This window comes from Maribacter sp., from assembly GCF_039968975.1.
Lineage (GTDB): Bacteria > Bacteroidota > Bacteroidia > Flavobacteriales > Flavobacteriaceae > Maribacter.
The window spans coordinates 23,277-45,957 of the sequence record NZ_JBDVOT010000153.1 but is presented as its reverse complement, the minus strand read 5'-3'; the positions used below and the strand labels follow the sequence as shown (position 1 = coordinate 45,957).

Annotated in this window: 27 protein-coding genes; 23 read left to right on the top strand and 4 right to left on the bottom strand. The window is 34.5% G+C overall.

Going from position 1 to position 22,681, the window contains the following annotated elements; all coding sequences use genetic code 11:
- Positions 1 to 2: 2 nt before the first annotated feature.
- From ABJI11_RS10535 to ABJI11_RS10430, 22 genes are all read left to right on the top strand, one after another.
- A complete protein-coding gene (locus tag ABJI11_RS10535; RefSeq protein ID WP_276491503.1) occupies positions 3 to 413 on the top strand; it encodes a polymer-forming cytoskeletal protein in 411 nt (136 codons plus the stop codon).
- Complete coding sequence (locus ABJI11_RS10530) at positions 391 to 618, top strand: AtpZ/AtpI family protein (protein WP_027065440.1); 228 nt, start codon at positions 391 to 393, stop codon at positions 616 to 618. Before ABJI11_RS10535 ends, ABJI11_RS10530 begins: the two co-directional genes overlap by 23 nt.
- Positions 619 to 1,107: 489 nt before the next feature.
- Entirely contained in the window at positions 1,108 to 2,283 is a 1,176-nt protein-coding gene (atpB, locus tag ABJI11_RS10525) for a F0F1 ATP synthase subunit A (protein ID WP_348351928.1), read from the top strand.
- 38 nt (positions 2,284 to 2,321) lie between these two features.
- Positions 2,322 to 2,516: an ATP synthase F0 subunit C gene (gene atpE, locus ABJI11_RS10520; protein ID WP_027065438.1), complete on the top strand. Its 195-nt coding sequence runs from the start codon at positions 2,322 to 2,324 to the stop codon at positions 2,514 to 2,516.
- Between the two features lie 89 nt (positions 2,517 to 2,605).
- Positions 2,606 to 3,106, top strand: a complete 501-nt coding sequence (locus ABJI11_RS10515) for a F0F1 ATP synthase subunit B (RefSeq protein ID WP_348351911.1) — start codon at positions 2,606 to 2,608, stop codon at positions 3,104 to 3,106.
- Between the two features lie 8 nt (positions 3,107 to 3,114).
- Positions 3,115 to 3,654, top strand: a complete 540-nt coding sequence (gene atpH, locus ABJI11_RS10510; protein WP_348351909.1) for an ATP synthase F1 subunit delta — start codon at positions 3,115 to 3,117, stop codon at positions 3,652 to 3,654.
- Position 3,655: 1 nt separating this feature from the next.
- On the top strand, positions 3,656 to 4,465 hold the full coding sequence (locus tag ABJI11_RS10505) for a hypothetical protein (RefSeq protein ID WP_348351907.1): 810 nt from the start codon (positions 3,656 to 3,658) through the stop codon (positions 4,463 to 4,465).
- Positions 4,466 to 4,494: 29 nt separating this feature from the next.
- Entirely contained in the window at positions 4,495 to 6,075 is a 1,581-nt protein-coding gene (atpA, locus tag ABJI11_RS10500; protein WP_348351905.1) for a F0F1 ATP synthase subunit alpha, read from the top strand.
- 45 nt (positions 6,076 to 6,120) lie between these two features.
- The gene (locus ABJI11_RS10495; protein WP_348351903.1) at positions 6,121 to 6,678 is read left to right on the top strand and encodes a hypothetical protein; all 558 of its coding nucleotides are present in this window, start codon (positions 6,121 to 6,123) and stop codon (positions 6,676 to 6,678) included.
- A gap of 89 nt (positions 6,679 to 6,767) precedes the next feature.
- Positions 6,768 to 7,628: an ATP synthase F1 subunit gamma gene (gene atpG / locus ABJI11_RS10490; protein WP_348351901.1), complete on the top strand. Its 861-nt coding sequence runs from the start codon at positions 6,768 to 6,770 to the stop codon at positions 7,626 to 7,628.
- 141 nt (positions 7,629 to 7,769) lie between these two features.
- Positions 7,770 to 8,990: a TCR/Tet family MFS transporter gene (locus ABJI11_RS10485; protein ID WP_348351899.1), complete on the top strand. Its 1,221-nt coding sequence runs from the start codon at positions 7,770 to 7,772 to the stop codon at positions 8,988 to 8,990.
- A 73-nt stretch (positions 8,991 to 9,063) separates the two neighbouring features.
- Complete coding sequence (locus ABJI11_RS10480) at positions 9,064 to 9,906, top strand: alpha/beta hydrolase (protein ID WP_348351897.1); 843 nt, start codon at positions 9,064 to 9,066, stop codon at positions 9,904 to 9,906.
- A complete protein-coding gene (locus ABJI11_RS10475; RefSeq protein ID WP_348351895.1) occupies positions 9,906 to 10,400 on the top strand; it encodes an RNA polymerase sigma factor in 495 nt (164 codons plus the stop codon). Before ABJI11_RS10480 ends, ABJI11_RS10475 begins: the two co-directional genes overlap by 1 nt.
- Positions 10,393 to 10,953 (top strand): hypothetical protein, encoded by a 561-nt coding sequence (locus tag ABJI11_RS10470; RefSeq protein WP_348351893.1) that lies wholly within the window; start codon positions 10,393 to 10,395, stop codon positions 10,951 to 10,953. Before ABJI11_RS10475 ends, ABJI11_RS10470 begins: the two co-directional genes overlap by 8 nt.
- Positions 10,954 to 11,034: 81 nt before the next feature.
- Positions 11,035 to 11,475, top strand: coding sequence for a hypothetical protein (locus tag ABJI11_RS10465; RefSeq protein WP_348351891.1), 441 nt, complete (start codon positions 11,035 to 11,037; stop codon positions 11,473 to 11,475).
- 51 nt (positions 11,476 to 11,526) lie between these two features.
- A complete protein-coding gene (locus tag ABJI11_RS10460; protein WP_348351889.1) occupies positions 11,527 to 12,987 on the top strand; it encodes an oligosaccharide flippase family protein in 1,461 nt (486 codons plus the stop codon).
- On the top strand, positions 12,984 to 13,418 hold the full coding sequence (gene dut, locus ABJI11_RS10455; RefSeq protein WP_348351887.1) for a dUTP diphosphatase: 435 nt from the start codon (positions 12,984 to 12,986) through the stop codon (positions 13,416 to 13,418). Before ABJI11_RS10460 ends, dut begins: the two co-directional genes overlap by 4 nt.
- Before the next feature lie 15 nt (positions 13,419 to 13,433).
- On the top strand, positions 13,434 to 14,366 hold the full coding sequence (locus tag ABJI11_RS10450; RefSeq protein ID WP_348351885.1) for a hypothetical protein: 933 nt from the start codon (positions 13,434 to 13,436) through the stop codon (positions 14,364 to 14,366).
- A gap of 9 nt (positions 14,367 to 14,375) precedes the next feature.
- Positions 14,376 to 15,161, top strand: coding sequence for a DUF4292 domain-containing protein (locus tag ABJI11_RS10445; protein ID WP_348351883.1), 786 nt, complete (start codon positions 14,376 to 14,378; stop codon positions 15,159 to 15,161).
- Positions 15,162 to 15,165: 4 nt separating this feature from the next.
- Complete coding sequence (locus ABJI11_RS10440; protein ID WP_276491516.1) at positions 15,166 to 16,389, top strand: peptidoglycan DD-metalloendopeptidase family protein; 1,224 nt, start codon at positions 15,166 to 15,168, stop codon at positions 16,387 to 16,389.
- A gap of 11 nt (positions 16,390 to 16,400) precedes the next feature.
- The gene (locus ABJI11_RS10435) at positions 16,401 to 17,246 is read left to right on the top strand and encodes an aldo/keto reductase (RefSeq protein ID WP_348351881.1); all 846 of its coding nucleotides are present in this window, start codon (positions 16,401 to 16,403) and stop codon (positions 17,244 to 17,246) included.
- Between the two features lie 151 nt (positions 17,247 to 17,397).
- A complete protein-coding gene (locus tag ABJI11_RS10430; RefSeq protein WP_348351879.1) occupies positions 17,398 to 17,715 on the top strand; it encodes a hypothetical protein in 318 nt (105 codons plus the stop codon).
- 70 nt (positions 17,716 to 17,785) lie between these two features.
- Here ABJI11_RS10430 and ABJI11_RS10425 read toward each other — a convergent pair whose 3' ends face one another.
- The 4 genes from ABJI11_RS10425 to ABJI11_RS10410 all read right to left on the bottom strand — a co-directional run bounded on the left by ABJI11_RS10425 (position 17,786) and on the right by ABJI11_RS10410 (position 21,360).
- Complete coding sequence (locus ABJI11_RS10425) at positions 17,786 to 18,709, bottom strand: hypothetical protein (protein WP_348351877.1); 924 nt, start codon at positions 18,707 to 18,709, stop codon at positions 17,786 to 17,788.
- Between the two features lie 105 nt (positions 18,710 to 18,814).
- Complete coding sequence (gene lgt, locus ABJI11_RS10420) at positions 18,815 to 19,648, bottom strand: prolipoprotein diacylglyceryl transferase (protein WP_348351875.1); 834 nt, start codon at positions 19,646 to 19,648, stop codon at positions 18,815 to 18,817.
- A 167-nt stretch (positions 19,649 to 19,815) separates the two neighbouring features.
- Positions 19,816 to 20,328 (bottom strand): acyl-CoA thioesterase, encoded by a 513-nt coding sequence (locus ABJI11_RS10415; protein ID WP_036151042.1) that lies wholly within the window; start codon positions 20,326 to 20,328, stop codon positions 19,816 to 19,818.
- 60 nt (positions 20,329 to 20,388) lie between these two features.
- Positions 20,389 to 21,360, bottom strand: a complete 972-nt coding sequence (locus ABJI11_RS10410) for an SPOR domain-containing protein (RefSeq protein WP_276491520.1) — start codon at positions 21,358 to 21,360, stop codon at positions 20,389 to 20,391.
- A gap of 92 nt (positions 21,361 to 21,452) precedes the next feature.
- On the opposite strand from ABJI11_RS10410, the gene dprA reads away from it, so the two are divergent.
- Positions 21,453 to 22,571: a DNA-processing protein DprA gene (gene dprA / locus ABJI11_RS10405; protein WP_348351873.1), complete on the top strand. Its 1,119-nt coding sequence runs from the start codon at positions 21,453 to 21,455 to the stop codon at positions 22,569 to 22,571.
- The last annotated feature ends 110 nt before the right edge of the window (positions 22,572 to 22,681 follow it).

The following is a 22,681-nucleotide window of genomic DNA, read 5'->3' as shown; positions in this document are numbered from 1 at the left end:
CAATGTTTTCAGACAAACAAAAACCTAGAGGTATGAATGAAGTAGGAGGTCAACCTAACAGAATAGAAAAGAACACTAAAATTAAAGGAGATATCATATCTGAAGCAGATTTTCGTATAGATGGTAAGCTAGATGGTAATGTAAAAACTTCTGGTAAAGTAGTGATTGGTAAAGACGGCTACATTCATGGAAAAGTAGAATGTGTAAATGCAGATATAGAAGGTAGCTTTAATGGTGAACTTTTAGTGTCTGATCTATTATCCTTAAAATCGTCCGCAGTTATAGAGGGCACGGTGTCAGTAAGTAAATTGGCGGTTGAGCCAGGTGCTACATTTAATGCTTCTTGTACCATGGGCGGTGGTAAGTCAATGGGTTCTAAACCATCTAATAATGGATCCGCAAAAGCCTCGTAATGATAATTCTGAACTTTTAAGAAATGCTGCAAGCTTATCTGGTGTAGCCATACAAATGGGCGTCACTATATTTTTGGGCAATCTTTTAGGGGAGTGGTTAGATCAAAAATTTGAAAAAACGTTTTTAGAGGATACATTTACATTACTTGCTGTATTTTTGTCCATCTATTTAGTCATAAAAAAAGTTATGGCGTTAAATAAATAAACGTTGCTAAAAAATATCATTTTATATATAGTCGTGTTCACTGTTGTGGGCGCGACTTCTTATTTTCTACAGAATCTTGCTTTGTTAGATCCGCCAACCTATTTTGGTCCGCTTTTGTTCAAAGCATATACATTTCACTTCTTGTTTTCCCTTGCATTGGTCATCATTTTCTTAATTGCCTCAAAAAACAATTCTTTTTTTGATCAATTGGGTTTTATGTATATGGGTGTGCTGGTTTTTAAGATTACAATTTTTGCGGCAATGTTCTATCCTTACCTTTTAGGGGAACTGATTATGCCTCAAATATATAGAGGCGCGCTGCTAATACCAGTGATTATTTTTTTGTTTCTAGAAGTGTTTTTTATATCTAAAATTATGCGCAAAAAAAGACTCTAAATTTTAAAGCTTTAAAATTGGGTAGTTTATGCAATAATTAACTACTTTTGCGCAAAATTTCTAGGAGCTAAATTTTTTGATATAGAACTAATGATGCAAGTTTCAAATACGATTAAAACCTTATTACAACTTCTAATACTTTGTTTTTCATTACAAAGTTTTGCGGTATCAGATACTGTACCAGAGGGAGCAGTTAGCTCTAAAGAGCAGGTAGATGAGTATATTTTACATCACCTTAAAGATTCTCATGACTTTCATTTGTTCTCATATACAAGTGATTCAGGTGAAAGAAAGCATGTTGGTTTTCCACTTCCTGTAATTCTTTGGTCAAGCAATGGGTTGGCAACTTTTATGTCATCAGAATTTCACCATGATGATAACGGTCATGTAATTGTTGAGAAAAACGGTTCTAAATTCGTAAAGCTCCATAGTAAGATATATGAGTTGGATGCAGGTGCTTCTACAGTAAGTTTTGATGAAGAACATCACGCAACAAATGCACATAAAGTTTTAGATTTTTCAATTACTAAAAGTGTTGTTGGGGTGTTGTTAGTAGGTTTACTAATGTTATTGGCCTTTTCTTCTTTGGCGAAACAATATGGAAAGAAAAATATACCTACTGGTTTTGGTAGAGTGTTAGAGCCACTTGTACTTTATGTAAGAGATGAGATTGCAAGACCTAATATTGGTGAGAAACATTATAGAAGATTTACAGGGTATCTGTTAACGGTATTCTTCTTTATTTGGGTGTTGAACTTATTAGGACTTACGCCATTTGGTTTTAACGTTACAGGGCAAATAGCGGTAACGGCTTGTTTGGCTATTTTCACTTTGATCATATATACGGTTAGTGGTAATAAAGATTATTGGATGCACATTTTATGGATGCCAGGTGTACCTGTATTTGTAAAGCCTATTCTAGCTATAATAGAATTAGCTGGTGCTTTTATTATTAAGCCATTTTCATTGTTGGTACGTTTGTTCGCGAATATATCTGCCGGTCACATTGTTGTAATGAGTTTAATTGCAATTATGTTTACACTTAAAGAAAGTTTAGGTGTTGCGGGTGCAACGGGTCTTTCATTGGTTTTATCATTTTTCATCACCTTAATTGAGGTGTTGGTAGCCTTTTTACAGGCATATATATTTACTGCGCTTTCAGCACTATTTATAGGTATGGCGGTTGCAGAACACGATCACGAACATGAACATGATTCTCATGGACATGAAGTGGCAGATGTTGAAGATGTAAGAGGAGATTTTATTTAACAAGAGTTTTTTTAATTTAATTATATAAATCAATTAGTATGGTAACTTACAATTTAATTGGAGCAGGTTTAATCGTTATCGGAGCAGGTCTTGGTCTTGGTCAAATCGGTGGTAAAGCAATGGAAGGTATTGCTCGTCAACCAGAAGCGGCAGGAAAAATTCAAACTGCGATGATTATCGTAGCTGCACTTTTAGAAGGTTTAGCATTCGGTGCTTTGTTCTTAGGAAAATAAGAACATGAAAACCCAAAGACATTTTCCTGTAACGGTTGGTTGCAGGAAATGTTTTTTAATTATTTGATTTAGATTTTAAAGATTAGGATATGGAAGTTTTATTGAACGATTTTTCACCAGGTTTGTTTATAGTTCAAACAATATTATTATTAGGATTAATATTCTTGATGGTAAAATTTGCTTGGAAACCAATTTTGAACTCTTTGAACGAAAGAGAGACTGGTATTGAAGAAGCATTGGCTGCAGCTGAAAAAGCTAAGGCAGATATGCAAAACTTACAAGCTGATAATGAGAAGATGCTTCAAGAAGCACGTGCAGAACGTGAGGCTATGTTGAAAGAAGCTCGTGAAATCAAAGAAAAAATGATTTCTGATTCTAAAGAGCAAGCAAAGCTTGAAGGTGATAAGATGTTAAAGCAAGCACAAACGGCAATCGAAAGTGAGAAAAAAGCTGCTGTTGCTGACATTAAAAGTCAGGTTGCAGAATTGTCTGTTGCTATAGCAGAGAAAGTATTGAAAGAGGATTTATCTAGTAATGACAAGCAATTGAAATTGGTAGATACAATGTTGAGCGATATAAAACTTAACTAAAAGAAATAATGAGCGAATCTAGAGCTGCATTACGTTACGCAAAGGCAATATTGGATATGGCCAAGGAAAACAAAGCCTTGGATGCTGTTGAGAAAGATATGCGTTCAATCGCCGCTACTATTTCAGATAGTAAAGAACTTAAAGATGTATTGGCTAGTCCGGTTGTTTCTGGTACGATGAAAAAGAATGCTTTACTTGAAATATTCAAGGGTTGCCATTCAATTACAGAAGGTACTATTAATATGTTGGTAGACAACAAACGTTTAGGAATGCTAAACGAAGTTGCCTTAAAATACATTATCCTTAATGAGCAACAAAAAGGTAAAGATGTAGCTTACGTTACAACTGCAGTACCTTTAGATGCTGCTATGGAAAAGAAAATATTAAAGAAAGTTGCTGAACTTACAGGTAATGAAGTTACCATTGAAAGCAAGGTTGACGAAAGTATTATTGGAGGCTTCATCCTAAGAGTTGGAGATTTACAGTATGATGCTAGCGTAAGCAACAAGCTTAATAATTTAAAAAGAGAATTTTCAAATAGTCTATAATATGAATAGAGTAGTTTTTGGACTTGTTTTACTTTTGAGTGTTTCTATTAGTGCTCAAAAAATTGGTGTTAAGAAAGGTGTTATATTAGTTGATAAAGTTGCTATTCCTGTAAAGATGGAAACAGAGCATAGGGCTACAAAGACCATGGGCGATTATGATATTTTGTATTCATTTACGAATTCAACTTCATCAGAATTATTTCTTCAAGTAAATAGTATAGGAAGAATGTTGGTGCCAAATGGGGCTAAAGAGAGCTGGTTAGAAATATCAAATGCCGATTTTTCCAAAACTAATGCTATAGATATTGATCCTGATTATGGGACTGGTAAGAAGAAAATTATTAGTTTTTTAATGCAAAAGCTTGAGTTTTTTGATTTAGCTGGAAATGTGAATACTGATAAGATTAATGCATTTTTAGAGACTATAACAGAAAGTAAAGCAAAAGCAGTTGTTAATAAAGCTAAAAACCAAGGTAAAGAGTTAGAAGCAAAAGTAGCAGCTATTAATCCTTTTGTTCAACAAGATTTGAGTATTACAAAAGGTGGTAGAATGGGTACTGAGGTAATTGGAAATGTAACTTCACCTGATGATTATTCAGGAACTAGATCAACTCCTATAAAAGTATATGATGTTGAGGGAAATTTAGTTGCAACAGCAACAACAGATATTCAGTCACCTGTTAAGGTTTCATTGCAAGATGGATCTAATTTTGATTACAAAGCGAAAAGACAATTAAGTAAGGTTACAAAGCAAGAGTTTTTAACCGAGTTAATAGGAGAGTTGATTAAAAAAGGTAATAGTCCTTGGTAAAAATATTACAGTAAATTAATAAGTAAGATATGGCAGGAGTAAAAGCCGCTGAAGTATCAGCAATTTTAAAGAAACAATTATCTGGATTTGATGCTACCGCTACTTTAGACGAAGTAGGTACTGTATTACAAGTTGGTGATGGTATCGCAAGAATCTACGGATTAGCGAACGCTCAATACGGAGAATTGGTTGAGTTCGAAGGCGGACTTGAAGGTATCGTTTTGAACCTTGAAGAAGATAACGTTGGTGTCGTTCTTTTAGGCCCTTCTAAATCAGTTGGTGAAGGTGATACGGTTAAACGTACACAACGTATTGCTTCTGTAAAAGTAGGTGAAGGTATTGTTGGTCGTGTAGTTGATACTCTAGGTAACCCTATCGATGGTAAAGGACCTATATCTGGTGATACTTATGAGATGCCATTAGAGCGTAAAGCTCCAGGGGTAATCTATAGAGAGCCTGTAACTGAGCCAATGCAATCTGGTATTAAAGCAATTGATGCGATGATCCCGGTTGGTAGAGGTCAAAGAGAACTTGTTATTGGTGACCGTCAAACTGGTAAGACTACAGTTTGTATCGATACCATTCTAAACCAAAAAGAATTTTATGATGCTGGTGAGCCTGTTTACTGTATCTATGTTGCCATAGGTCAGAAAGCATCTACTGTTGCTGGTATCGCTCAAGTATTGGAAGATAAAGGAGCAATGGCATATACTACTATCGTAGCTGCTAATGCATCTGATCCTGCTCCAATGCAAGTATATGCACCGTTTACGGGAGCATCTATTGGAGAATATTTCCGTGATACAGGTCGTCCTGCATTAATTATATATGATGATTTATCTAAACAAGCGGTTGCTTACCGTGAGGTGTCTCTTTTATTAAGAAGACCACCAGGACGTGAGGCTTACCCAGGCGACGTTTTCTACCTACACTCTAGATTATTAGAGCGTGCAGCAAAAGTTATCAATGATGATGATATCGCAAAAGAAATGAATGATTTGCCAGAGGTATTAAAGCCAATGGTAAAAGGTGGAGGTTCTTTAACGGCATTGCCTATTATTGAAACTCAAGCGGGTGACGTTTCTGCTTATATCCCAACCAACGTAATTTCTATTACTGACGGACAGATATTCTTAGAGCAAGATTTATTCAACCAAGGTGTAAGACCGGCAATTAACGTTGGTATCTCTGTATCTCGTGTTGGTGGTAACGCTCAGATTAAATCAATGAAGAAGGTTTCTGGTACATTGAAATTAGATCAAGCTCAGTTTCGTGAATTAGAAGCGTTTGCTAAGTTTGGTTCAGATTTAGATGCTGCTACATTGAACGTAATTGAAAAAGGTCGTAGAAATGTTGAGATATTAAAGCAAGCACAGAACGATCCTTATACTGTTGAAGATCAAGTTGCCATTATCTATGCTGGTTCTAAGAACTTGTTAAGAGATGTGCCGGTTGAGAAAGTAAAAGAATTTGAACGTGATTACCTAGAGTTCTTGAATGCTAAGCATAGAGGTGTTCTAGATACATTGAAGTCTGGTAAATTAACCGATGAGGTTACAGATACATTGACTTCTGTTTGTAAAGAGCTTTCAGCAAAGTATAAGAAATAGTCATTAGTTATGACTTGTAAATAGTAACCTATAAACCTTTATAATATGAAAACTGTTTTAAAAAGTGTATTTTTTATAAGTCTATTAACTTTAATGTCTTGTGGTAATGGTAAAACAAATTACGCTGAGAACGCTGCTTCTATACAATCTTTAGGAGTTGAATTACAAAGTGAATTTGGCGATGCCTATTATACTTCTATCAATGTAACATCGAGTGATTTAGGATCGGTAGTTTCTGTTACAAATACAGAGGACCCTTCTTCTATGAAAATGGCTGATTGGGCACTCTTTCAAGGTTCATGGAAGCAAAATTCAGATATTACTCTTGAGGTTCCTGAGGGCGCAAAAGCAGAAGATTATATGTTCCAAGTAGGTAAACAAGTTAAGTTTGATGTTCTTGGTAAAATTGTTGATGATGCTAAAGCGAAGCTTAAGGCTGATAAGAAGATTGATGGTAAGGTGCAGCTTATTTTAGTAAATGCCCCTAATGATGGTAATTTTGAATCAATGCAGTATTTTTTAACACTAGAGCCTATGTCGGGTGGTACCAGCTTTGATTTTCAATACCAAATGGATGGGACTTTAATTAAATATGATTATTAAAAATAGTTCAGAGTATTGAACACTAAGTAAAAAGTACAAAGCAAAAGAGTAACTCATTACTTTATACTATTTACTAAATACTGAATAAAATGGCAAATTTAAAGGAGATACGTAATAGGATTTCATCGGTTTCTTCAACGATGCAGATTACCAGTGCTATGAAAATGGTATCTGCTGCAAAATTGAAAAAGGCGCAAGATGCTATTACGGCAATGAGACCTTATGCAGATAAACTTACTGAACTATTACAAAACTTAAGTGCTAGTTTAGAAGGTGATTCCGGTAGTGTTTATGCCGATAATCGTGTTGTAAACAAGGTTTTAGTGGTATCAGTTACTTCTAATAGAGGTCTTTGTGGTGCTTTTAACACTAATATTTTAAAGCAATCAACCAATTTGGTCGAAAATGTTTACGCTGATAAACAAGTAGATTTCGTTGCAGTTGGTAAAAAAGCTAATGATTACCTTGAGAAGCGTTATAAAGTAATTGCTAATTATAGTGAAGTTTATGACGATTTAACTTTTGACAACGTAGCTGAAATTGCTGAAAGTTTAATGGCTCTTTTTACGGAAGGTGAATATGATCGTATTGAGATTGTTTACAATAAGTTTAAAAATGCTGCTACCCAAATTGTAATGACCGAACAATTTTTACCAATTGTTCCATTAGAAGTTGAAGAAACTGCGAGTGCCGATTATACTTTTGAACCATCTAAAGTTGAAATCATTGAGCAATTAATCCCTAAATCCTTAAAAACACAATTGTACAAAGGTATTAGAGATTCATTTGCTAGTGAGCATGGTGCACGTATGACGGCAATGCACAAAGCAACCGATAACGCAACAGAAATGCGTGATCAATTGAAGTTAACATATAACAAAGCAAGACAGGCTGCTATTACCAATGAGATTTTAGAAATCGTTGGTGGTGCTGAGGCATTGAATAACTAATACTTCTATTGTCTTTTGTGACTAACATAAGTGAAGTCATATAAGCTTGAAAATATATAGAATTGAAAACCCCACCTAAAAGTGGGGTTTTTGCTTTTATAGCTTTAAGATTACTTTTTTTACCCGACTTTTGCCTTGACCATGAAATCTAAAAAAACAGCTTTACTCTTTATTTTTATCACCATTTTGGTTGATGTTATTGGTATCGGTATCATTCTCCCAATTATTCCCGATTTGATTATGGAATTAACAGGTGAGGGTAATCACATGGCTATTATATACGGAATGTGGTTGACTACTGCTTTTGCGGGCATGCAGTTCTTGTTTTCGCCGGTGTTAGGCGAAATATCCGATAGATTTGGAAGAAGACCCATATTGCTTCTTGCCCTTTTAGGCTTAAGTATAGATTACTTGATTCATGCTTGGGCACCAACAATTACATGGTTATTTCTAGGTCGTTTTTTAGCAGGAATTACGGGTGCTAGTTTTACCGTTGCATCTGCGTATATCGCTGATGTAAGTACCAAAGAAAATAAGGCAAAGAACTTCGGATTAATAGGTGCCGCATTCGGAATTGGATTTATCATAGGTCCTGGTATTGGTGGATTTTTTGGAGAGATAGATATTAGACTCCCATTTTATATTGCTGCGGGCTTAACATTTGCCAATTTTCTTTTTGGGTATTTCTTTGTTCCTGAATCTTTGACTCCAGAGAATAGAAGGCACATCAACTTCTCAAAAATGATTCCTGGGGTTTCTTTGTTCGCTTTGAGAAATTATAAGGGTATCTTATTATTGATTTCAGCATTCTTCTTGGCAAACCTTGCCGGTCAAGCATTACCTTCTACATGGTCTTATTATGGTATAGAACGTTATGATTGGAATCCTAAGCAGATAGGATTATCGTTAATGGTAGTTGGTTTGCTAGTGGCTATTGTTCAAGGTTATTTGGTGGGGAAGATTGTAGCCAAATTCGGAAAGCGTAAAGTAATTACATTCGGGTTTTTACTTTGGACAGTCGGTATGTTTCTATTTTCATTCGCCAAAGAACCCTGGATGTTGTACGCCTTTTTAGTTCCGTATGCTTTAGGTGGTATTGCCGGTCCTACAGTACAAGGGGTTATTTCTAATCAGGTTTCTGAAAAAGAACAGGGAATATTACAGGGATCTATAACCGGTTTGGTGAGCATCACTGCTATTTTGGGTCAGTTCATCTTTGCACCGGTATTTTATTATTTTATCCGCCCAGAAGCTTCTATATACTTTCCGGGTGCTCCGTATGCCTTGGCGGCGATATTTCTCTTAGCGGCTTTTATTTTAGCATCTACAGCTATAAAAAGGATGGATGTAGAGCCGGAATAATTTTTTTTTCAATTTTAGATGTAACATTTTTTAATTCTTGAATCTAAAGGGTAAATAATCAAAAACTCTTAGAATGAAAACAATTAAAACTTTACTTATCGCATTTTTTACTTTTGTCTCACTTTCTAGTACTGCACAGAACTCATCTTTCAAAGTTGAAGTAACCGGTACTGGTAATCCTATATTATTATTTCCAGGGTTTGCCTGTACGGGAGATGTTTGGAATGATACCGTAGAAGAATTGTCAAAAAATTACGAGTGTCACGTATTTACTTTTGCTGGTTTTGGTGATGTACCTGCGATTGAAAAGCCTTGGTTACCAAAAATTAAAGAAAGTGTAGAAGAGTATATTTTACAAAACAAACTGGAAAATGCGGTTTTGCTAGGGCATAGTTTAGGTGGTGCCTTGGCACTTTGGATGGCAACAGAAGAAAATACTTTTAAAAAAGTAATAGTTGTAGATGCTTTACCGTCCACCGGTACTTTAATGATGCCTAATTTTAAAAGTGAGTATATGATATATGACTCGCCTTACAATAAACAGGTACTGGCAATGAATGCTATTGATTTTGAAGCTATGGCTGCTCAAATGGCAAGTGGTATGACCAAAGAAAAGTCAAATCAGGATATAATCAAAAATTGGATGATTAAGGCGGATAGAGAAACCTATGTTTATGGGTATACCGATCTTTTAAAACTAGATCTTCGTGAAGACTTGGGTAAAATAGAAACACCGGTTACAATATTAGCGGCTACTGAACCTTATGGATTAGAAATGGCTAAATCTACCTACGATACTCAATATAAAAAACTTTCAGAGTATACTATACAATTTGCTGAAGGTTCTTCTCATTTTATTATGTTAGATCAACCTACATGGTTTTTAGAAAACTTAAATGCTGAACTGGATAATTAATGGCATCAAAAGAAATTAAATACAAAGAGTTATATAAAAACAATTACCAAAAAGTCATGCGATTATGTATGGGTTATACAGAAGGTAATGAAGCTCTAGCCAAAGACCTGGCTCAAGAAACGTTTATAAAGGTGTGGCAAAACTTAGATAACTTTAGAAATGAAAGTGCAATAGACACTTGGATCTATCGTATTTGTGTAAACACATGTTTGGCTGAAATAAGGCGCGAACGTAAAAAAGGGAACAAGCAATTAGTTAGTGATTTGCAGATAAGCGGAGCTATTGAAAATTCTAATGATAAAGAAGATATGCTTGTTCAATTATACAAATGCATCAATACATTAAGTAGTACCAATAAGGCTATAATATTATTGGAGTTAGAGGGAGTTCCGCAGTTAGAAATTTCAAAAATTATTGGAATTAAACACGAAGCTGTTAGAACTAGAATACATAGAATAAAACAACAACTTACAAAATGCGTAAACAATGAATAACTTTGAAGATTTACAAAATAAATGGCAGAACCAATCAGAAATACCTGCAACCGATGACGGATTTCAATCCCTTTTAAAAAATGTAAAATCCATAGAGAACAAGCAGAAAACCGGTAATATAGTTTTAACGCTTACTATTATAATATTGGTTTCTTTCTTAATATATGTATCAGGATATAAGAGCGCTACATTCATGCTTGGTATTGGCTTAATGATTGGCAGTTTGGTAATTAGAATTGCCATTGAACTATTTAGCTTGAAGAAACTACGAAAAGTAAATTTTAGCGAAGATGCTAGCACTTTCAAAGAAGACTTAACAACCTATTATTCTTTCCGGAAATACACGCATTACTTGGTTACACCGGTAGCTGTTATTGTTTATACCGTTGGGTTTATAATTTTATTACCATTATTTAAAGCTACTTTATCTAACGGTTTTTATATCTATATTTTATGCTCATCAGTTGTTTTTTTAATAGTGTTCTCTGTGTTTTTATACAAGCAGGTAAAAAATGAACTCTTTAAATTAAAGCAATTGCAATTAAGAGACTGAGTATATAATTTGTGATAGCAATGTTAAATGACCTATTAAACCCATATTACTTATTATCTTTATAAGAATAATATGGGTCTAATGAAATATGTACTTAGTTGCTTTTTAATATTCTGTCTTTGTTTAACCAGTTGTACCTCGCAGAAAAAACTACAAACGGAGACTCCGTTTGAAATTGGAAATGCTACTTGTCAACAGTATACTGGTGGTAGAGAAGAAAGTGGTTCTGGTACCGAGTTACGAATTCCGGTTTCATTACTTGAAAATTCTGATATTGAATTGAATGAAGTATATTTTCGAGGTAAACAGGTGAAGGCAATAGTAAATACTGTTGATAATCAAAAAATGATTTTGGTTAGAATACCTAACAATAACCCCGAATCATCTGAAACTTTAAAGTTAGCGTTGAATACAGATGAGGCTGTTATAAGTTATAATGAAAATGGAGAAGTGAAATATGCCAAAATAAATGGTATAAAACAAAAGCAACCATTAATTTATAAGGGCGCACCCAAAAACTAACTTTGTAACTAGGCTTTTAATAGGTACTTTTATCGCCTGAATGTATAGTGCTTGAATCCACTCAAAAAACTTTTTAAACAAACGGCAATTTATGGCTTGGCAACTGTCTTGCCAAGGATGATTTCGTTTTTGCTTGTGCCTATTTATACTGATGTTATGGCACCGGGTAAATATGGTGAGGTTACACTTATTTTTTCGTGGTTTGCAATTTTCAATGTTTTTTTAGCATATGGAATGGAAACTGCTTTTTTCCGTTTTTATAAAGATTCAGAAAATAAAAAGAAAGTAGTTAGTACATCATTGTTATCCATTATGGGCTCTACGGCCTTATTGGTCTTAATTGGTGTTCTTTTTAAAGAAAAATTATCATTAGCATTAAATATCGATTTGCCCTTTATGAACTACGTGTTAGGTATTTTAGCACTAGATGCTTTGGCAATTATACCTTTTGCATGGTTGCGGGCAAATGAAAAGCCTATGCGTTACGCTTTTGTAAAAATTCTAAATGTATCGCTCAATTTGGGGCTTACCTTGTTTTTCTTAATCCTTTTGCCCAAAGTTACCGCAGGAGCTTCAGAAGGATTTTTAAAATCGCTCTATAAGCCAGATTATGAAATCCCTTATATTTTAATCGCCAATCTTATTGCAAGCGGTGTTACATTATTACTAATGATTAGGGTATATATTCGTAAACCTTATGTTTTTGATAAAGACCTTTGGAAAAGAATGGTACGTTATGCAATGCCAGTTATGGTCGCCGGTATTGCATTTACAATTAATGAGGTATTTGATCGGTACTTACTTTCAGAACTTTTACCTGTTGAAATCGCAAAGACTGAAATGGGTAAATATTCAGCATGTTATAAACTAGCACTTTTTATGACCCTATTTGCTACCGCTTTTCGAATGGGAATAGAGCCCTTTTTCTTTAGTCATTCTGATACTAAAAATCCAGAAAAAGCTTATGCTCAAATAACTAATTATTTTGTGGTTATGGGAAGTGTAATATTGTTAACTGTGGTAGTTTTTGCTGATGTTTTAAAACAGTTTTTAGTTTTGAACGAAGCGTATTGGGATGCCATGCCAATAGTGCCCTTGATTGTTTTAGCAAGTTTTTTCTTGGGTATTTATCATAACCTATCGGTTTGGTATAAAGTTACTGATCGTACAAAGTTTGGGGCATATATTTCAATGATCGGTGCTGTATTGACTATAATAGTCAATCTAATATTCATTCCGTATTTTGGATATATGGCTTCAGCAGTTGCAACGTTATTGGCATATGGAACCATGATGCTGCTTTCCTTTTATTTTGGGCGCATGTACTATCCTATTCCTTATAACTTCAGAAAAATTATATTTTATTTAGGTATATCCATCTTGTTTTCTACTCTTTCATTTTACATTTTTGATAGAAACCTTTTTATTGGTATTCCGTTATTAATTTTGTTCTTAGGTCTGGTATATAAATTAGAATTTGAGAACCTTAAAAAACTATATGTAAACAGATGAACATAAAAATTATTAATAAATCGAATCACGATTTACCACATTACGAAACAAGTGCATCTGCAGGTATGGACTTAAGAGCTAATCTTGACGAAGCGGTTACGCTACAACCTTTAGGCAGAGCTATTATACCAACTGGTCTTTTTGTTGAGTTGCCGGTAGGTGTTGAAGCTCAAGTAAGACCAAGAAGTGGGCTTGCAGCAAAAAAAGGAATTACGGTACTTAACGCTCCTGGCACAATAGATGCTGATTATAGAGGAGAAATAGGTGTAATTCTAGTAAATATTTCTAGCGAGGATTTTGTAATTGAAAATGGTGAACGTATTGCACAAATGGTCATTGCAAAACATGAACGCGCTGAGTGGAACCTTGTAGATAGCTTGTCTGAAACTGCTAGAGGAGAAGGCGGTTTTGGTAGTACCGGTGTAAAGTAGTTTTATAAAATTGAGATGAAGAAATTGATTTTTTTGGGTTTGTTTTTCGGCGTATTTATTATGCCGAGCTGGACTTATGCGCAAGAAAATCAAGAATTGGAGGTTGAGCAAAGCTCAGAAGTCTTTCTAGAAGAATACTCAGACACTTTTCAAGAAAATTTTTTCGAGGGACTAAAACAAATGGGCATAAGAAATTATGATCGTGCCATTACCTATTTTTTAGAATGTAAACGTTTACAACCTCAAAATACTGTCGTTTCTTTTGAACTTGCTAAATTTCATTTATATGATAAGCAATTTATACTTGCTCAAGACTATGCGTTAGAAGCTTTGAATGGAGAACCTGAAAATTATTGGTATGCAGAAACTTTGGTTGACATTGTCGATGCCAAAAAAACGGTCATAGGTGAAATAAAGGGAGAATTGCCATGGAGTAATGTCGTACTTAGAGGTAATTTGGCGGAAATCTACTTTTTAAATGAAGATTATTTAACTGCTAAGTCAATGTTGAAAGGAGTTAAGACCTCTAAAAAACAAGAATACTTAGAGGGTAAAATAAATGACTCTATTGCCAAACAACAAAAGAAAGTAGTACCTGTTGTAAAAACCGAAACTAAAGTTCCTTCTGAAGATTTAAACACTGTATCAGCCTATAAAGCTAAGATTGAAGTTATGCTTAGTTCAGCTTCTGATAATGATGAAGTACTTACTACAACGGAAGAGGCTATGGAGAGTTTTCCTTCTCAACCTTATTTTTATTATGCAAACGGTGCGGCTTTGAATAAAGCCTCAAGACATAAAGATGCTATAGATATTTTGGAAACAGCTTTAGATTATCTAATTGATGATACGCAGTTAGAAAATGCTATTTATAAAGAATTGGCTAATGCATATACCGCAACCAATAATACCTCTAAAGCAAATATGTACCTTAGTAAAATTAAATAGTAATTTTAGATGACGAAGTTTTTGAGTACAATGAAGATAAAGTATGTTTTACTGATGGTTGTGATAGCTTTTATGGCTTCTTGTAAAAGTACAAAGGTGATTTCTGGTGGTACGGTAGATGCTAAATTATCATCTAAATCGGTGATTAAGGCGCATTACCAAAATGAAGCTGGTTTTAAGACATTGGCAGGTAGGGTAAAAATAAATTATTCTGATGGTGAATCTTCTCAAGGTGTTTCTGTCAGCCTAAGAATGGAAAAAGATAAAGCTATTTGGATGAGTGCTCCTTTAGGTATTGTAAAAGCATATATTACACCAGATAGAGTTTCTTTTTATAATAAGTTAGAGAACGAATATTTTGATGGTGATTTTTCCTATTTAAGTGAGTTGTTAGGAACTGAGGTCGATTTTTCGATTTTACAAAATTTATTGACCGGTCAGGCAATAGTGGACTTAAGAGAGGAGAAATATGATATTGGTGTTTCAGCAGATACTTACAGACTTACTCCAAAGGAGCAAGGTACTTTATACAAGACTTTGTTTCAAATAGAACCTCAAAATTTTAAGATGGCATTACAACAGCTTTCTCAGCCAGCCGATAAACGCTTGTTAGAAATTGCGTATAAAAATTATCAAAGTATAGATAAAGAAGTTTTGCCTAATGAGATTATGGTGAAGGCCATAAGTAAGGATAAGGAAAATACGATAGGCCTTGAGTTTAAAAATTTAGAATTGAACGGAAAAGTTAACTTTCCATATTCAATACCAAAAGGGTTTAAAGAAATAGAGTTGTAAGAAGATGTTGTTCAAATTAAAATATGTTTGTTTTCTATTGGTACTGTTTACTTCAGTATCTGCTTTTGCGCAAACCAGCGAGCAAAAAGCTTTGGAGGAAAAACGAGCGCAACTTCAATCTGAAATTCGAAACATAAACAGGTTACTTTTTGCCGAAAAAAAAGAGAAAGGTAATGTCTTAGATCAAATGGAGGCGTTAGATAAGAAAATCACTGTACGCCAACAATTAATTAGGGTTACCAATCAACAGTCTAATTTGTTGAACAGACAGATCAATACCAACATTAGAAATATTGGCAAGTTAAAGACGGAGCTTCAAGAGGTAAAGGATGAGTACGCCAAAATGATTCAGAAGTCATATCAGAACAAATCAAAACAGAATAGATTAATGTTCTTGTTGTCTTCAGAAAGCTTTTTTCAAGCCTTTAAAAGGCTTCAGTATATGAAGCAGTATACAGATTATAGAAAAGAGCAGGGAGCACAGATATTGGTTAAAACAGAAGAGCTTTCTCGCTTAAATGCAGATTTAAATGAAGAGCGAAAAGTAAAAGAGGTATTGCTTGCACAGAACAAGAAAGCTAAAAATCAATTGTTTGCCGAAATACAGACTCAAAAAGCATTGCTGGGAACAATTCGTAAGAACGAAAGTAAATATGCAAGTGCTATTGAAACTAAAAAGAAGGAAGCAAGAAAGATAGATCAGCAGATAGAAAAATTGATTAGAAGTGCTATTGCCGCATCCAATAAAAAATCAGGCAGTACAACTAAAAACTCAAGTAAATTCGTTTTAACTCCAGAGGCTACCGTTATTGCAAAAAACTTTTCTGCGAATAAGGGAAAACTAATTTGGCCAGTTGAAAAAGGCATCAAAAGCCAGGGATTTGGAGTGTATGCCGATCCGGTCTACCCAGGCATCAAGCATCAAAGTAACGGAGTTATTATTGCAACCGATGAGGGTTCTAAAGCCCGCGCTATTTTTGAAGGTGAGGTCATTGCTATTTTGGCAGTACCTGGAGGTAATAAAGGTGTTCAAATCAAACACGGTAACTTTATTAGCACCTACTATAATCTTTCTGAGCTATACGTGAAAAAGGGTGATAAAGTAGCCAGTAAAGAAGAACTAGGTATAGTATACACCAATAAGAACAATGGCCAGACCCGTTTAAAATTTTATTTATATCAAGATACATCTCGTCTTAACCCAGAAGAGTGGGTGTATCGTCTTTAAAAAATACAACGATGAAAAACGAACTCAAGATTACAGATATTAAAGGAAGCTTTGAACTGCGTAACGGGGTTCAAATGCCATATCTAGGTTTAGGTACATACTTATCAGATAATGATCAAGAAGTTGTAGATGCTGTTAAAAGTGCACTTCAGTTAGGGTATCGTCATATAGATACTGCCGCAGCTTATAAGAATGAAGAGGGCGTAGGTAAAGGAATACGTGAAAGCGGAGTAGATAGAAGTGAGATTTTCCTGGTAACCAAAGTTTGGAACGATAATCAGGGTTATGAAGAAACACTGAAAGCTTTTGATGCTAGTTTAAATCGGTTAGGTGTAGATTACTTGGATTTATATTTGGTTCACTGGCCGGTTGAAGGTAAGTACAAAGATACGTGGAGAGCTTTAGAGCATTTGTACGCGCAAAAGAAGATTAGGGCTATTGGTGTCAGTAATTTTCTAAAACATCATTTAGAAGATGTTATGAGCGATTGTACGGTGGTGCCTATGGTGAACCAAATGGAGTTTCATCCGCATTTAGTACAACAAGAGTTGATTGATTTTTGTACCGATAACGGAATTCAATACGAGTCTTGGTCACCTTTTATGCAAGGCAAGGTTTTTGAGTTGGATATTTGTACAGATATAGCTAAAAAGCATAATAAGAGTGTAGCACAGATTATTCTACGTTACAATTTGCAAAAAGGTATTGTTGCCATCCCTAAATCCGTACATACAAAACGTATTGCATCTAATGCGGATATTTTTGATTTTGAGTTGTCTGCAGCTGATATTGCTTTTTTAGACGGATTGGAGACTGGAGAGCGCGTTGGGCCCGATCCCGATAACTTCAATTTTTAGCGGGGAATTTTATCAATACTATTTTTCTGTTATTTAAATAATATCATTTCTTTAATTTTAGTTTATCATATTGATTTTCATGTTATTATGTAAGTGATGGTTGATTATTTTTTCCGAATTTTGAGGTATTAATCAGAAAAAGGAAATTATTATGCTTAACACAATTACTTTAAATTCCGATGCTACTCAGAACCAATCAGGTAATGTTAGTAAACTAAAATCTTCTGGTTTTACATTGAATGAATCGCTTAAGTCAATTTTGATCTATACAGTATTTTTAGCTACTTGTTTAACATTGGCGTACAGTGGCTTTGTAACCTCTGCAATTGCCTTATTTGTATTGGGTACTGTTTGTTTAGCTGCACTTTTCATTTGGAATAATGCAAGCAAAATAGAAATGGACCTTTCTTTTAAGGTTGACTTAAAGCAATCTGAGTTAGAAAAAGATTTGTATCGCGAGGCTGTGTAATCAAAATTTGCTGGTAGCTCTTATTTAAATAGGGGTAGACAATTTGATTAAATGAACCTGGGCGATATTTTTACTCATTTATCCATGTCATCAATTCTTTCTGGTCAATTATAGACCAACTATGCGGATGCCTTTCTCCATTTGCTCGATAACCCTTATCCTGTGTTGGTATGTATTCTACTTGGTTAAATCCTGCTTCTTTTAAGTCTTCAGAAAGGCTTTTGATGTAATAACTGTTCAATTGGTCATAATCTGCCATTCTGTTCTTTTTCCACCAAAGTGTATCTGGTTCAGTATAAAGTCGAATTTTCGTGTTTTTCAAGCCTATTAGATTATTGATGGTATTAGTTTCAGAAGTATTGACTGCATATTGCTGATATGTTATAATATCGTCTTTAGGATTACCTAATTGATTTTCTAGATTTTCAATAATCCAGGTACTTTCTGCAACAGACACTTCAGAAAATTTTCGTTCTAAATTCTTTTGAGAGCTTTTATATAGCGCTACCAAATCAATTGGTGAGTCCACTATAAAAACTCCTTTAGGTGCTAATTTAAAGCGCTTATGTTGATTTAAATATGAACTTATTAATAAAGAAACGTTTCCACCGCTTGAATATCCACCAATATAAACATCATTTATAGGCAAGTTATTTTCTGTAAATATGCTTTTTAGTTGCTCTGCCAGTGCAATCTTTTCATTTTCTTCTAGCCACAGTTTTTGATTGTAGTTCATGAAAATAACTGCAACGTTACTCTCTTCCGTATATTTAAGTATTTTGAATTCTTTTGTAGTGTCTTCACCCTTGTGAGGGTAACCTGGGAAAAGGATCAATACTTTTTTTGCTTTTTCACTTGGTTTAATTAGTTGATATAAGTCTGTATTTATTTCCTGATATCCGGTATTTGCAATAGGTTTTTCTTTCTTTTTAATGATGTTTTCACAAGAAATTAAAATAATAATTGCTAATATGATTCCGACGATTTTTTTCATGGATACCGTGTTTAATACATTTACCGCGTTTTAATTTAAATTAGTTGATAAACTTAACTGAACATCTTTCTGCAAACCTTTTTGATTTACTCTTAAAATCAAATTTTAATGGGAATAAGCATTTTTAGATTTTTTGCTGTAGATGGTAATCGATATTCCTAAAAGGATAAGTGGAATACTTAGAATTTGACCCATATTTAAAGTTAAAGAATCTTCAAATTCAACTTGATTCTCTTTAACAAATTCAATCATAAATCGTGCTGTAAACATTAAGATAAAAAGAACACCGACCATAAGCCCATTTTGCCTTTTAATTTTTTTTGAGTTATAGATAAATAAAAGAACACAAAAAATAAACAAATAAGATGCAGCTTCATAGAGTTGTGTTGGGTGCCTTGGAATTAGGTCATCTCTTTCGAAAATTACACCCCATTTACCGTTTGTTGGTTTTCCATAAACTTCGGAATTCATAAAATTACCTATCCGAATACAAGCAGCGGTAACAGAGGTTCCAAGTGCTATTCTGTCCATTATCCATAATATATTTGTTCTGCTTTTTCTAGCATATAAGATTATTGCCACAACGATTCCTATTAATCCACCATGGCTTGCAAGTCCTTGAAATCCGGTGAATTCGAAAGACTCTCCAATTTTTCGAATTGGTAATAGAATTTCAAGTGGATTTTCAAAGTAGTATTGTGGCTCATAGAAAAAGCAATGCCCAAGTCGTGCTCCTAAAAATGCACCTGCGATTATATACATTGTCAGTTGTTCTAAATTTTCAAGAGGTATATTTTCTTTTCGATAAATTTGTTTGACAATGAAATAACATAGGGCGCAGCCTAGAGCCCAGGATAAACTATAGTACCTAATAGGAAACGTGTTGAATAGCGTAAAGATCTCAGGGTCAACATTCCAGTTTATAATCCCGTCTTTCATTATAATTTTGTTTGTAATAGTTTGGACGAGAAATTCGTCTTAACATGATTTATCTTCAAATGAAAAATCAAATTGAGTAAAAACACGAATTTAGAACTTTCTTAGTCAATTATTACTGCTAAAACTAAACTAACAACTGAAATTATAAAAATAAAACAGAGCGCTATTTACTTCGTAAACAAAGCTTTAAGTTCGGTAGCATTATCTGGTTTCATTTTACCGGCCAATACTAAACTTAATTGCTTTCTACGTAGTGCACCTTCAAAACGAGTAATTTCTAGAGGAGTTTCCGGTGTTAATTCTGGAACTTCAGTTGGCGTACCTGTTTCATCAACGGCAACAAAGGTGTAAATAGCTTCATTTGCCTTAGTACTCTTGCCACTGTAGCGGTCTTCTATCCAAACATCAATATAAACCTCCATAGAGGTGTTATATGCTCTAGAAACGGCAGCTTCTACGGTAACAACGCTACCAAGCGGAATTGCCAAGTTGAATGCTACGTGGTTTACAGATGCGGTGACAGTGATTCTGCGGCTATGTCTACCTGCTGCAATACTGGCCGCACGATCCATACGGGCCAATAATTCGCCGCCAAATAAATTTTGAAGTGCGTTGGTCTCACTTGGGAGAACCAAATCGGTCATTGTAGTACGTGATGCTGCAGGAGTCTTTGCTTCCATTAATTTGAAATTTTCCGCAAAGATACGGGCATCATCGGTACTTATAAAATGTGTATAGGTTTATTTTTCTGTTAATAACCAAGCATCTTTAGATTGCGTTCGTTTAATTTCACGTAACGCTTTTAAAGCATCGTTGGCATTGGTATAACTATCAAAAGTTACCATGTGTAGACCGTAGGCATTAGTACCATAATAGCCGGCATTAAATCCGTTAGCTTTAAGCTGTTCTATTTTTCTATCTGCATTACCTCTAACCCTAAATGCACCTGCAACTATAAAATGTGTTGCTTCACCTTTGTTTATAGCAGGTCTTGTTGCTGAAGTTGTAGTGGCATCAACAGTAACCGTTGGTAATTCTAAAGGAGATAGATCAAAAAAGGTTGCTTCTTGAATTTGTTTGTTTACAAACTCTTCAGCATCCTGTCTCGCTACTTGCTCGTTTGTATGCTGCTGTTGGTAAGCACGATAACCGGTTACGCCAGTAGAGAAAGCCAACATTAAAATAGCGGCATATTTTAAATAAGGTCTAAAACCTTTTGTTTCTCTGCGCTCAGGACTGATAACGAACGGTATTTTTTCTTCGATCTCTTCTACTTCAACCTTTAAAACTTCTCTGGTTACAGGAATAGAATTAAAGTTAGAAAGACCAAATGATGACGTTAAGTAGTTTGTTTCGTTAGCAGGTTGAAACAATATTTTATCTTCTTGATTTCTAGTTAAAGAACCAATATTCTTTAGGTGCAAAGAAGTTTCTTTAACTAAAACCTCTTGCCAAGTTTTAACTTGGTTTTCAATTTCAACCAATGCCGTTTCATAAGAAACTTTCTCTGCATTTGATACATAAGAAACCAAAAGCCCATCATTAGAAATGAGTTGTCTATTGAAAACAATAGATTTATTTGGCGCGCTAAACGTGTTTGTAACCACGTTTATTTGGGCAGAATTTTTTTGGGTAAGGAATGCTCCAAATCCAGGAACAACAACACAGTTGTACCTATAAAGTAAATCGCTTATATAGTGTTCTAATACCATTGGATCACAAATATGAAAAAAATAAAGAGGTATAAAAACCTCTTTCGTAACTTTTTATTAACATATTTTTTTCGCTTATTTGTGAACAAGAAATGAAAACTACACAACATACTGCTGATGAACTTGTTGCAATTCTTCGTTTGCAACATGTGCCAAATATAGGAGACACTCTTGCAAAGAAATTAATTTCACATTGTGGTAGTCCATCCGCAATTTTCGAAGATAAAAAGCAAAATCTGCTTAAAATTGATGGTATAGGTACGCATACCATTAGACATTTATTTGATCTAGAACATTTAGAGGCTGCAGAGTCGGAATACAATTATATTCTTAAGAATGATATAAGTTGTACCTATTTTTTAGATGATGATTACCCTAAGTATTTAAAGCATTGTATTGACGGTCCCATTCTATTGTTTAAAAAAGGGAATATTGATTTACAGAACCGTAAACTGATTAGCGTGGTAGGTACGCGTAATATAACCAGCTACGGAATGTCTTTTTGTGAGCAGTTTATTGAAGAGGTTGCTCCTTTAAATCCAGTAATAATTAGTGGCTTTGCATACGGAGTTGATATTTGTATTCAGAGGGAAGCCGTAAAACATGGTTTGCAAACCGTAGGATGCTTAGCTCACGGTTTAAATCAGATCTATCCAAAGGTTCATGCCAAGTACCAAGCCGATGTTTTAAAGAATGGTGGGTTCTACACTGAATTTTGGAGTACTAGCAATCCAGAACGTGAGAATTTCTTAAAACGAAACCGAATTATTGCGGGAGTTAGTGAAGCTACGGTAGTAGTGGAATCTGCAGAAAAAGGTGGAAGCCTTGTAACTGCTGATATTGCCAATAGTTATAATAGAGATGTTTTTGCCGTACCAGGTAGAACAACAGATAAATATAGCTTGGGTTGTAATAACCTGATAAAGCAGCAAAAAGCACATGTAATGACTTCAGCTGCAGATTTGATTTATTTGTTGGATTGGGATATTGAAGAAAAACAGCATAAGACCATTCAAAAACAATTGTTTATTGAGCTGGATGATATTGAGCAAAGTATTTACACCTATTTACAGAATAACGGAAAGCAAATTTTAGATAGTATAGCCCTAGATTGTAAACTGCCTATTTATAGAACATCTTCTACCTTGTTAAATATGGAAATGAAGGGAGTAATAAGACCCTTACCAGGTAAATTGTTCGAGGCTATTTGAAAATTTTATAAACCACTTAGTTTGTTTTTATGAGTTTAGATTAAAATTCATCATTAAATGCTCACTTAATCGATATTTCCGAATTTAATATCGATAGACGAATGAATAAA

Excerpts from the sequence above, each read along its gene's own strand:
- ABJI11_RS10535 (WP_276491503.1), top strand. The coding sequence starts at position 3 with ATGTTTTCAGACAAACAAAAACCTAGAGGTATGAATGAAGTAGGAGGT.
- atpE (WP_027065438.1), top strand. The coding sequence starts at position 2,322 with ATGGTAACTTACAATTTAATTGGAGCAGGTTTAATCGTTATCGGAGCA.
- ABJI11_RS10410 (WP_276491520.1), bottom strand. The coding sequence starts at position 21,360 with ATGGTATTAGAACACTATATAAGCGATTTACTTTATAGGTACAACTGT.
- dprA (WP_348351873.1), top strand. The coding sequence starts at position 21,453 with ATGAAAACTACACAACATACTGCTGATGAACTTGTTGCAATTCTTCGT.
- ABJI11_RS10515 (WP_348351911.1), top strand. The coding sequence starts at position 2,606 with ATGGAAGTTTTATTGAACGATTTTTCACCAGGTTTGTTTATAGTTCAA.
- ABJI11_RS10440 (WP_276491516.1), top strand. The coding sequence starts at position 15,166 with ATGTTGTTCAAATTAAAATATGTTTGTTTTCTATTGGTACTGTTTACT.
- ABJI11_RS10435 (WP_348351881.1), top strand. The coding sequence starts at position 16,401 with ATGAAAAACGAACTCAAGATTACAGATATTAAAGGAAGCTTTGAACTG.
- atpH (WP_348351909.1), top strand. The coding sequence starts at position 3,115 with ATGAGCGAATCTAGAGCTGCATTACGTTACGCAAAGGCAATATTGGAT.
- atpA (WP_348351905.1), top strand. The coding sequence starts at position 4,495 with ATGGCAGGAGTAAAAGCCGCTGAAGTATCAGCAATTTTAAAGAAACAA.
- atpB (WP_348351928.1), top strand. The coding sequence starts at position 1,108 with ATGCAAGTTTCAAATACGATTAAAACCTTATTACAACTTCTAATACTT.
- ABJI11_RS10485 (WP_348351899.1), top strand. The coding sequence starts at position 7,770 with ATGAAATCTAAAAAAACAGCTTTACTCTTTATTTTTATCACCATTTTG.
- ABJI11_RS10470 (WP_348351893.1), top strand. The coding sequence starts at position 10,393 with ATGAATAACTTTGAAGATTTACAAAATAAATGGCAGAACCAATCAGAA.
- ABJI11_RS10445 (WP_348351883.1), top strand. The coding sequence starts at position 14,376 with ATGACGAAGTTTTTGAGTACAATGAAGATAAAGTATGTTTTACTGATG.
- ABJI11_RS10480 (WP_348351897.1), top strand. The coding sequence starts at position 9,064 with ATGAAAACAATTAAAACTTTACTTATCGCATTTTTTACTTTTGTCTCA.
- ABJI11_RS10450 (WP_348351885.1), top strand. The coding sequence starts at position 13,434 with ATGAAGAAATTGATTTTTTTGGGTTTGTTTTTCGGCGTATTTATTATG.
- dut (WP_348351887.1), top strand. The coding sequence starts at position 12,984 with ATGAACATAAAAATTATTAATAAATCGAATCACGATTTACCACATTAC.
- ABJI11_RS10530 (WP_027065440.1), top strand. The coding sequence starts at position 391 with ATGGATCCGCAAAAGCCTCGTAATGATAATTCTGAACTTTTAAGAAAT.
- ABJI11_RS10415 (WP_036151042.1), bottom strand. The coding sequence starts at position 20,328 with ATGGAAGCAAAGACTCCTGCAGCATCACGTACTACAATGACCGATTTG.
- ABJI11_RS10430 (WP_348351879.1), top strand. The coding sequence starts at position 17,398 with ATGCTTAACACAATTACTTTAAATTCCGATGCTACTCAGAACCAATCA.
- ABJI11_RS10425 (WP_348351877.1), bottom strand. The coding sequence starts at position 18,709 with ATGAAAAAAATCGTCGGAATCATATTAGCAATTATTATTTTAATTTCT.
- lgt (WP_348351875.1), bottom strand. The coding sequence starts at position 19,648 with ATGAAAGACGGGATTATAAACTGGAATGTTGACCCTGAGATCTTTACG.
- ABJI11_RS10475 (WP_348351895.1), top strand. The coding sequence starts at position 9,906 with ATGGCATCAAAAGAAATTAAATACAAAGAGTTATATAAAAACAATTAC.
- ABJI11_RS10505 (WP_348351907.1), top strand. The coding sequence starts at position 3,656 with ATGAATAGAGTAGTTTTTGGACTTGTTTTACTTTTGAGTGTTTCTATT.
- atpG (WP_348351901.1), top strand. The coding sequence starts at position 6,768 with ATGGCAAATTTAAAGGAGATACGTAATAGGATTTCATCGGTTTCTTCA.
- ABJI11_RS10465 (WP_348351891.1), top strand. The coding sequence starts at position 11,035 with ATGAAATATGTACTTAGTTGCTTTTTAATATTCTGTCTTTGTTTAACC.
- ABJI11_RS10495 (WP_348351903.1), top strand. The coding sequence starts at position 6,121 with ATGAAAACTGTTTTAAAAAGTGTATTTTTTATAAGTCTATTAACTTTA.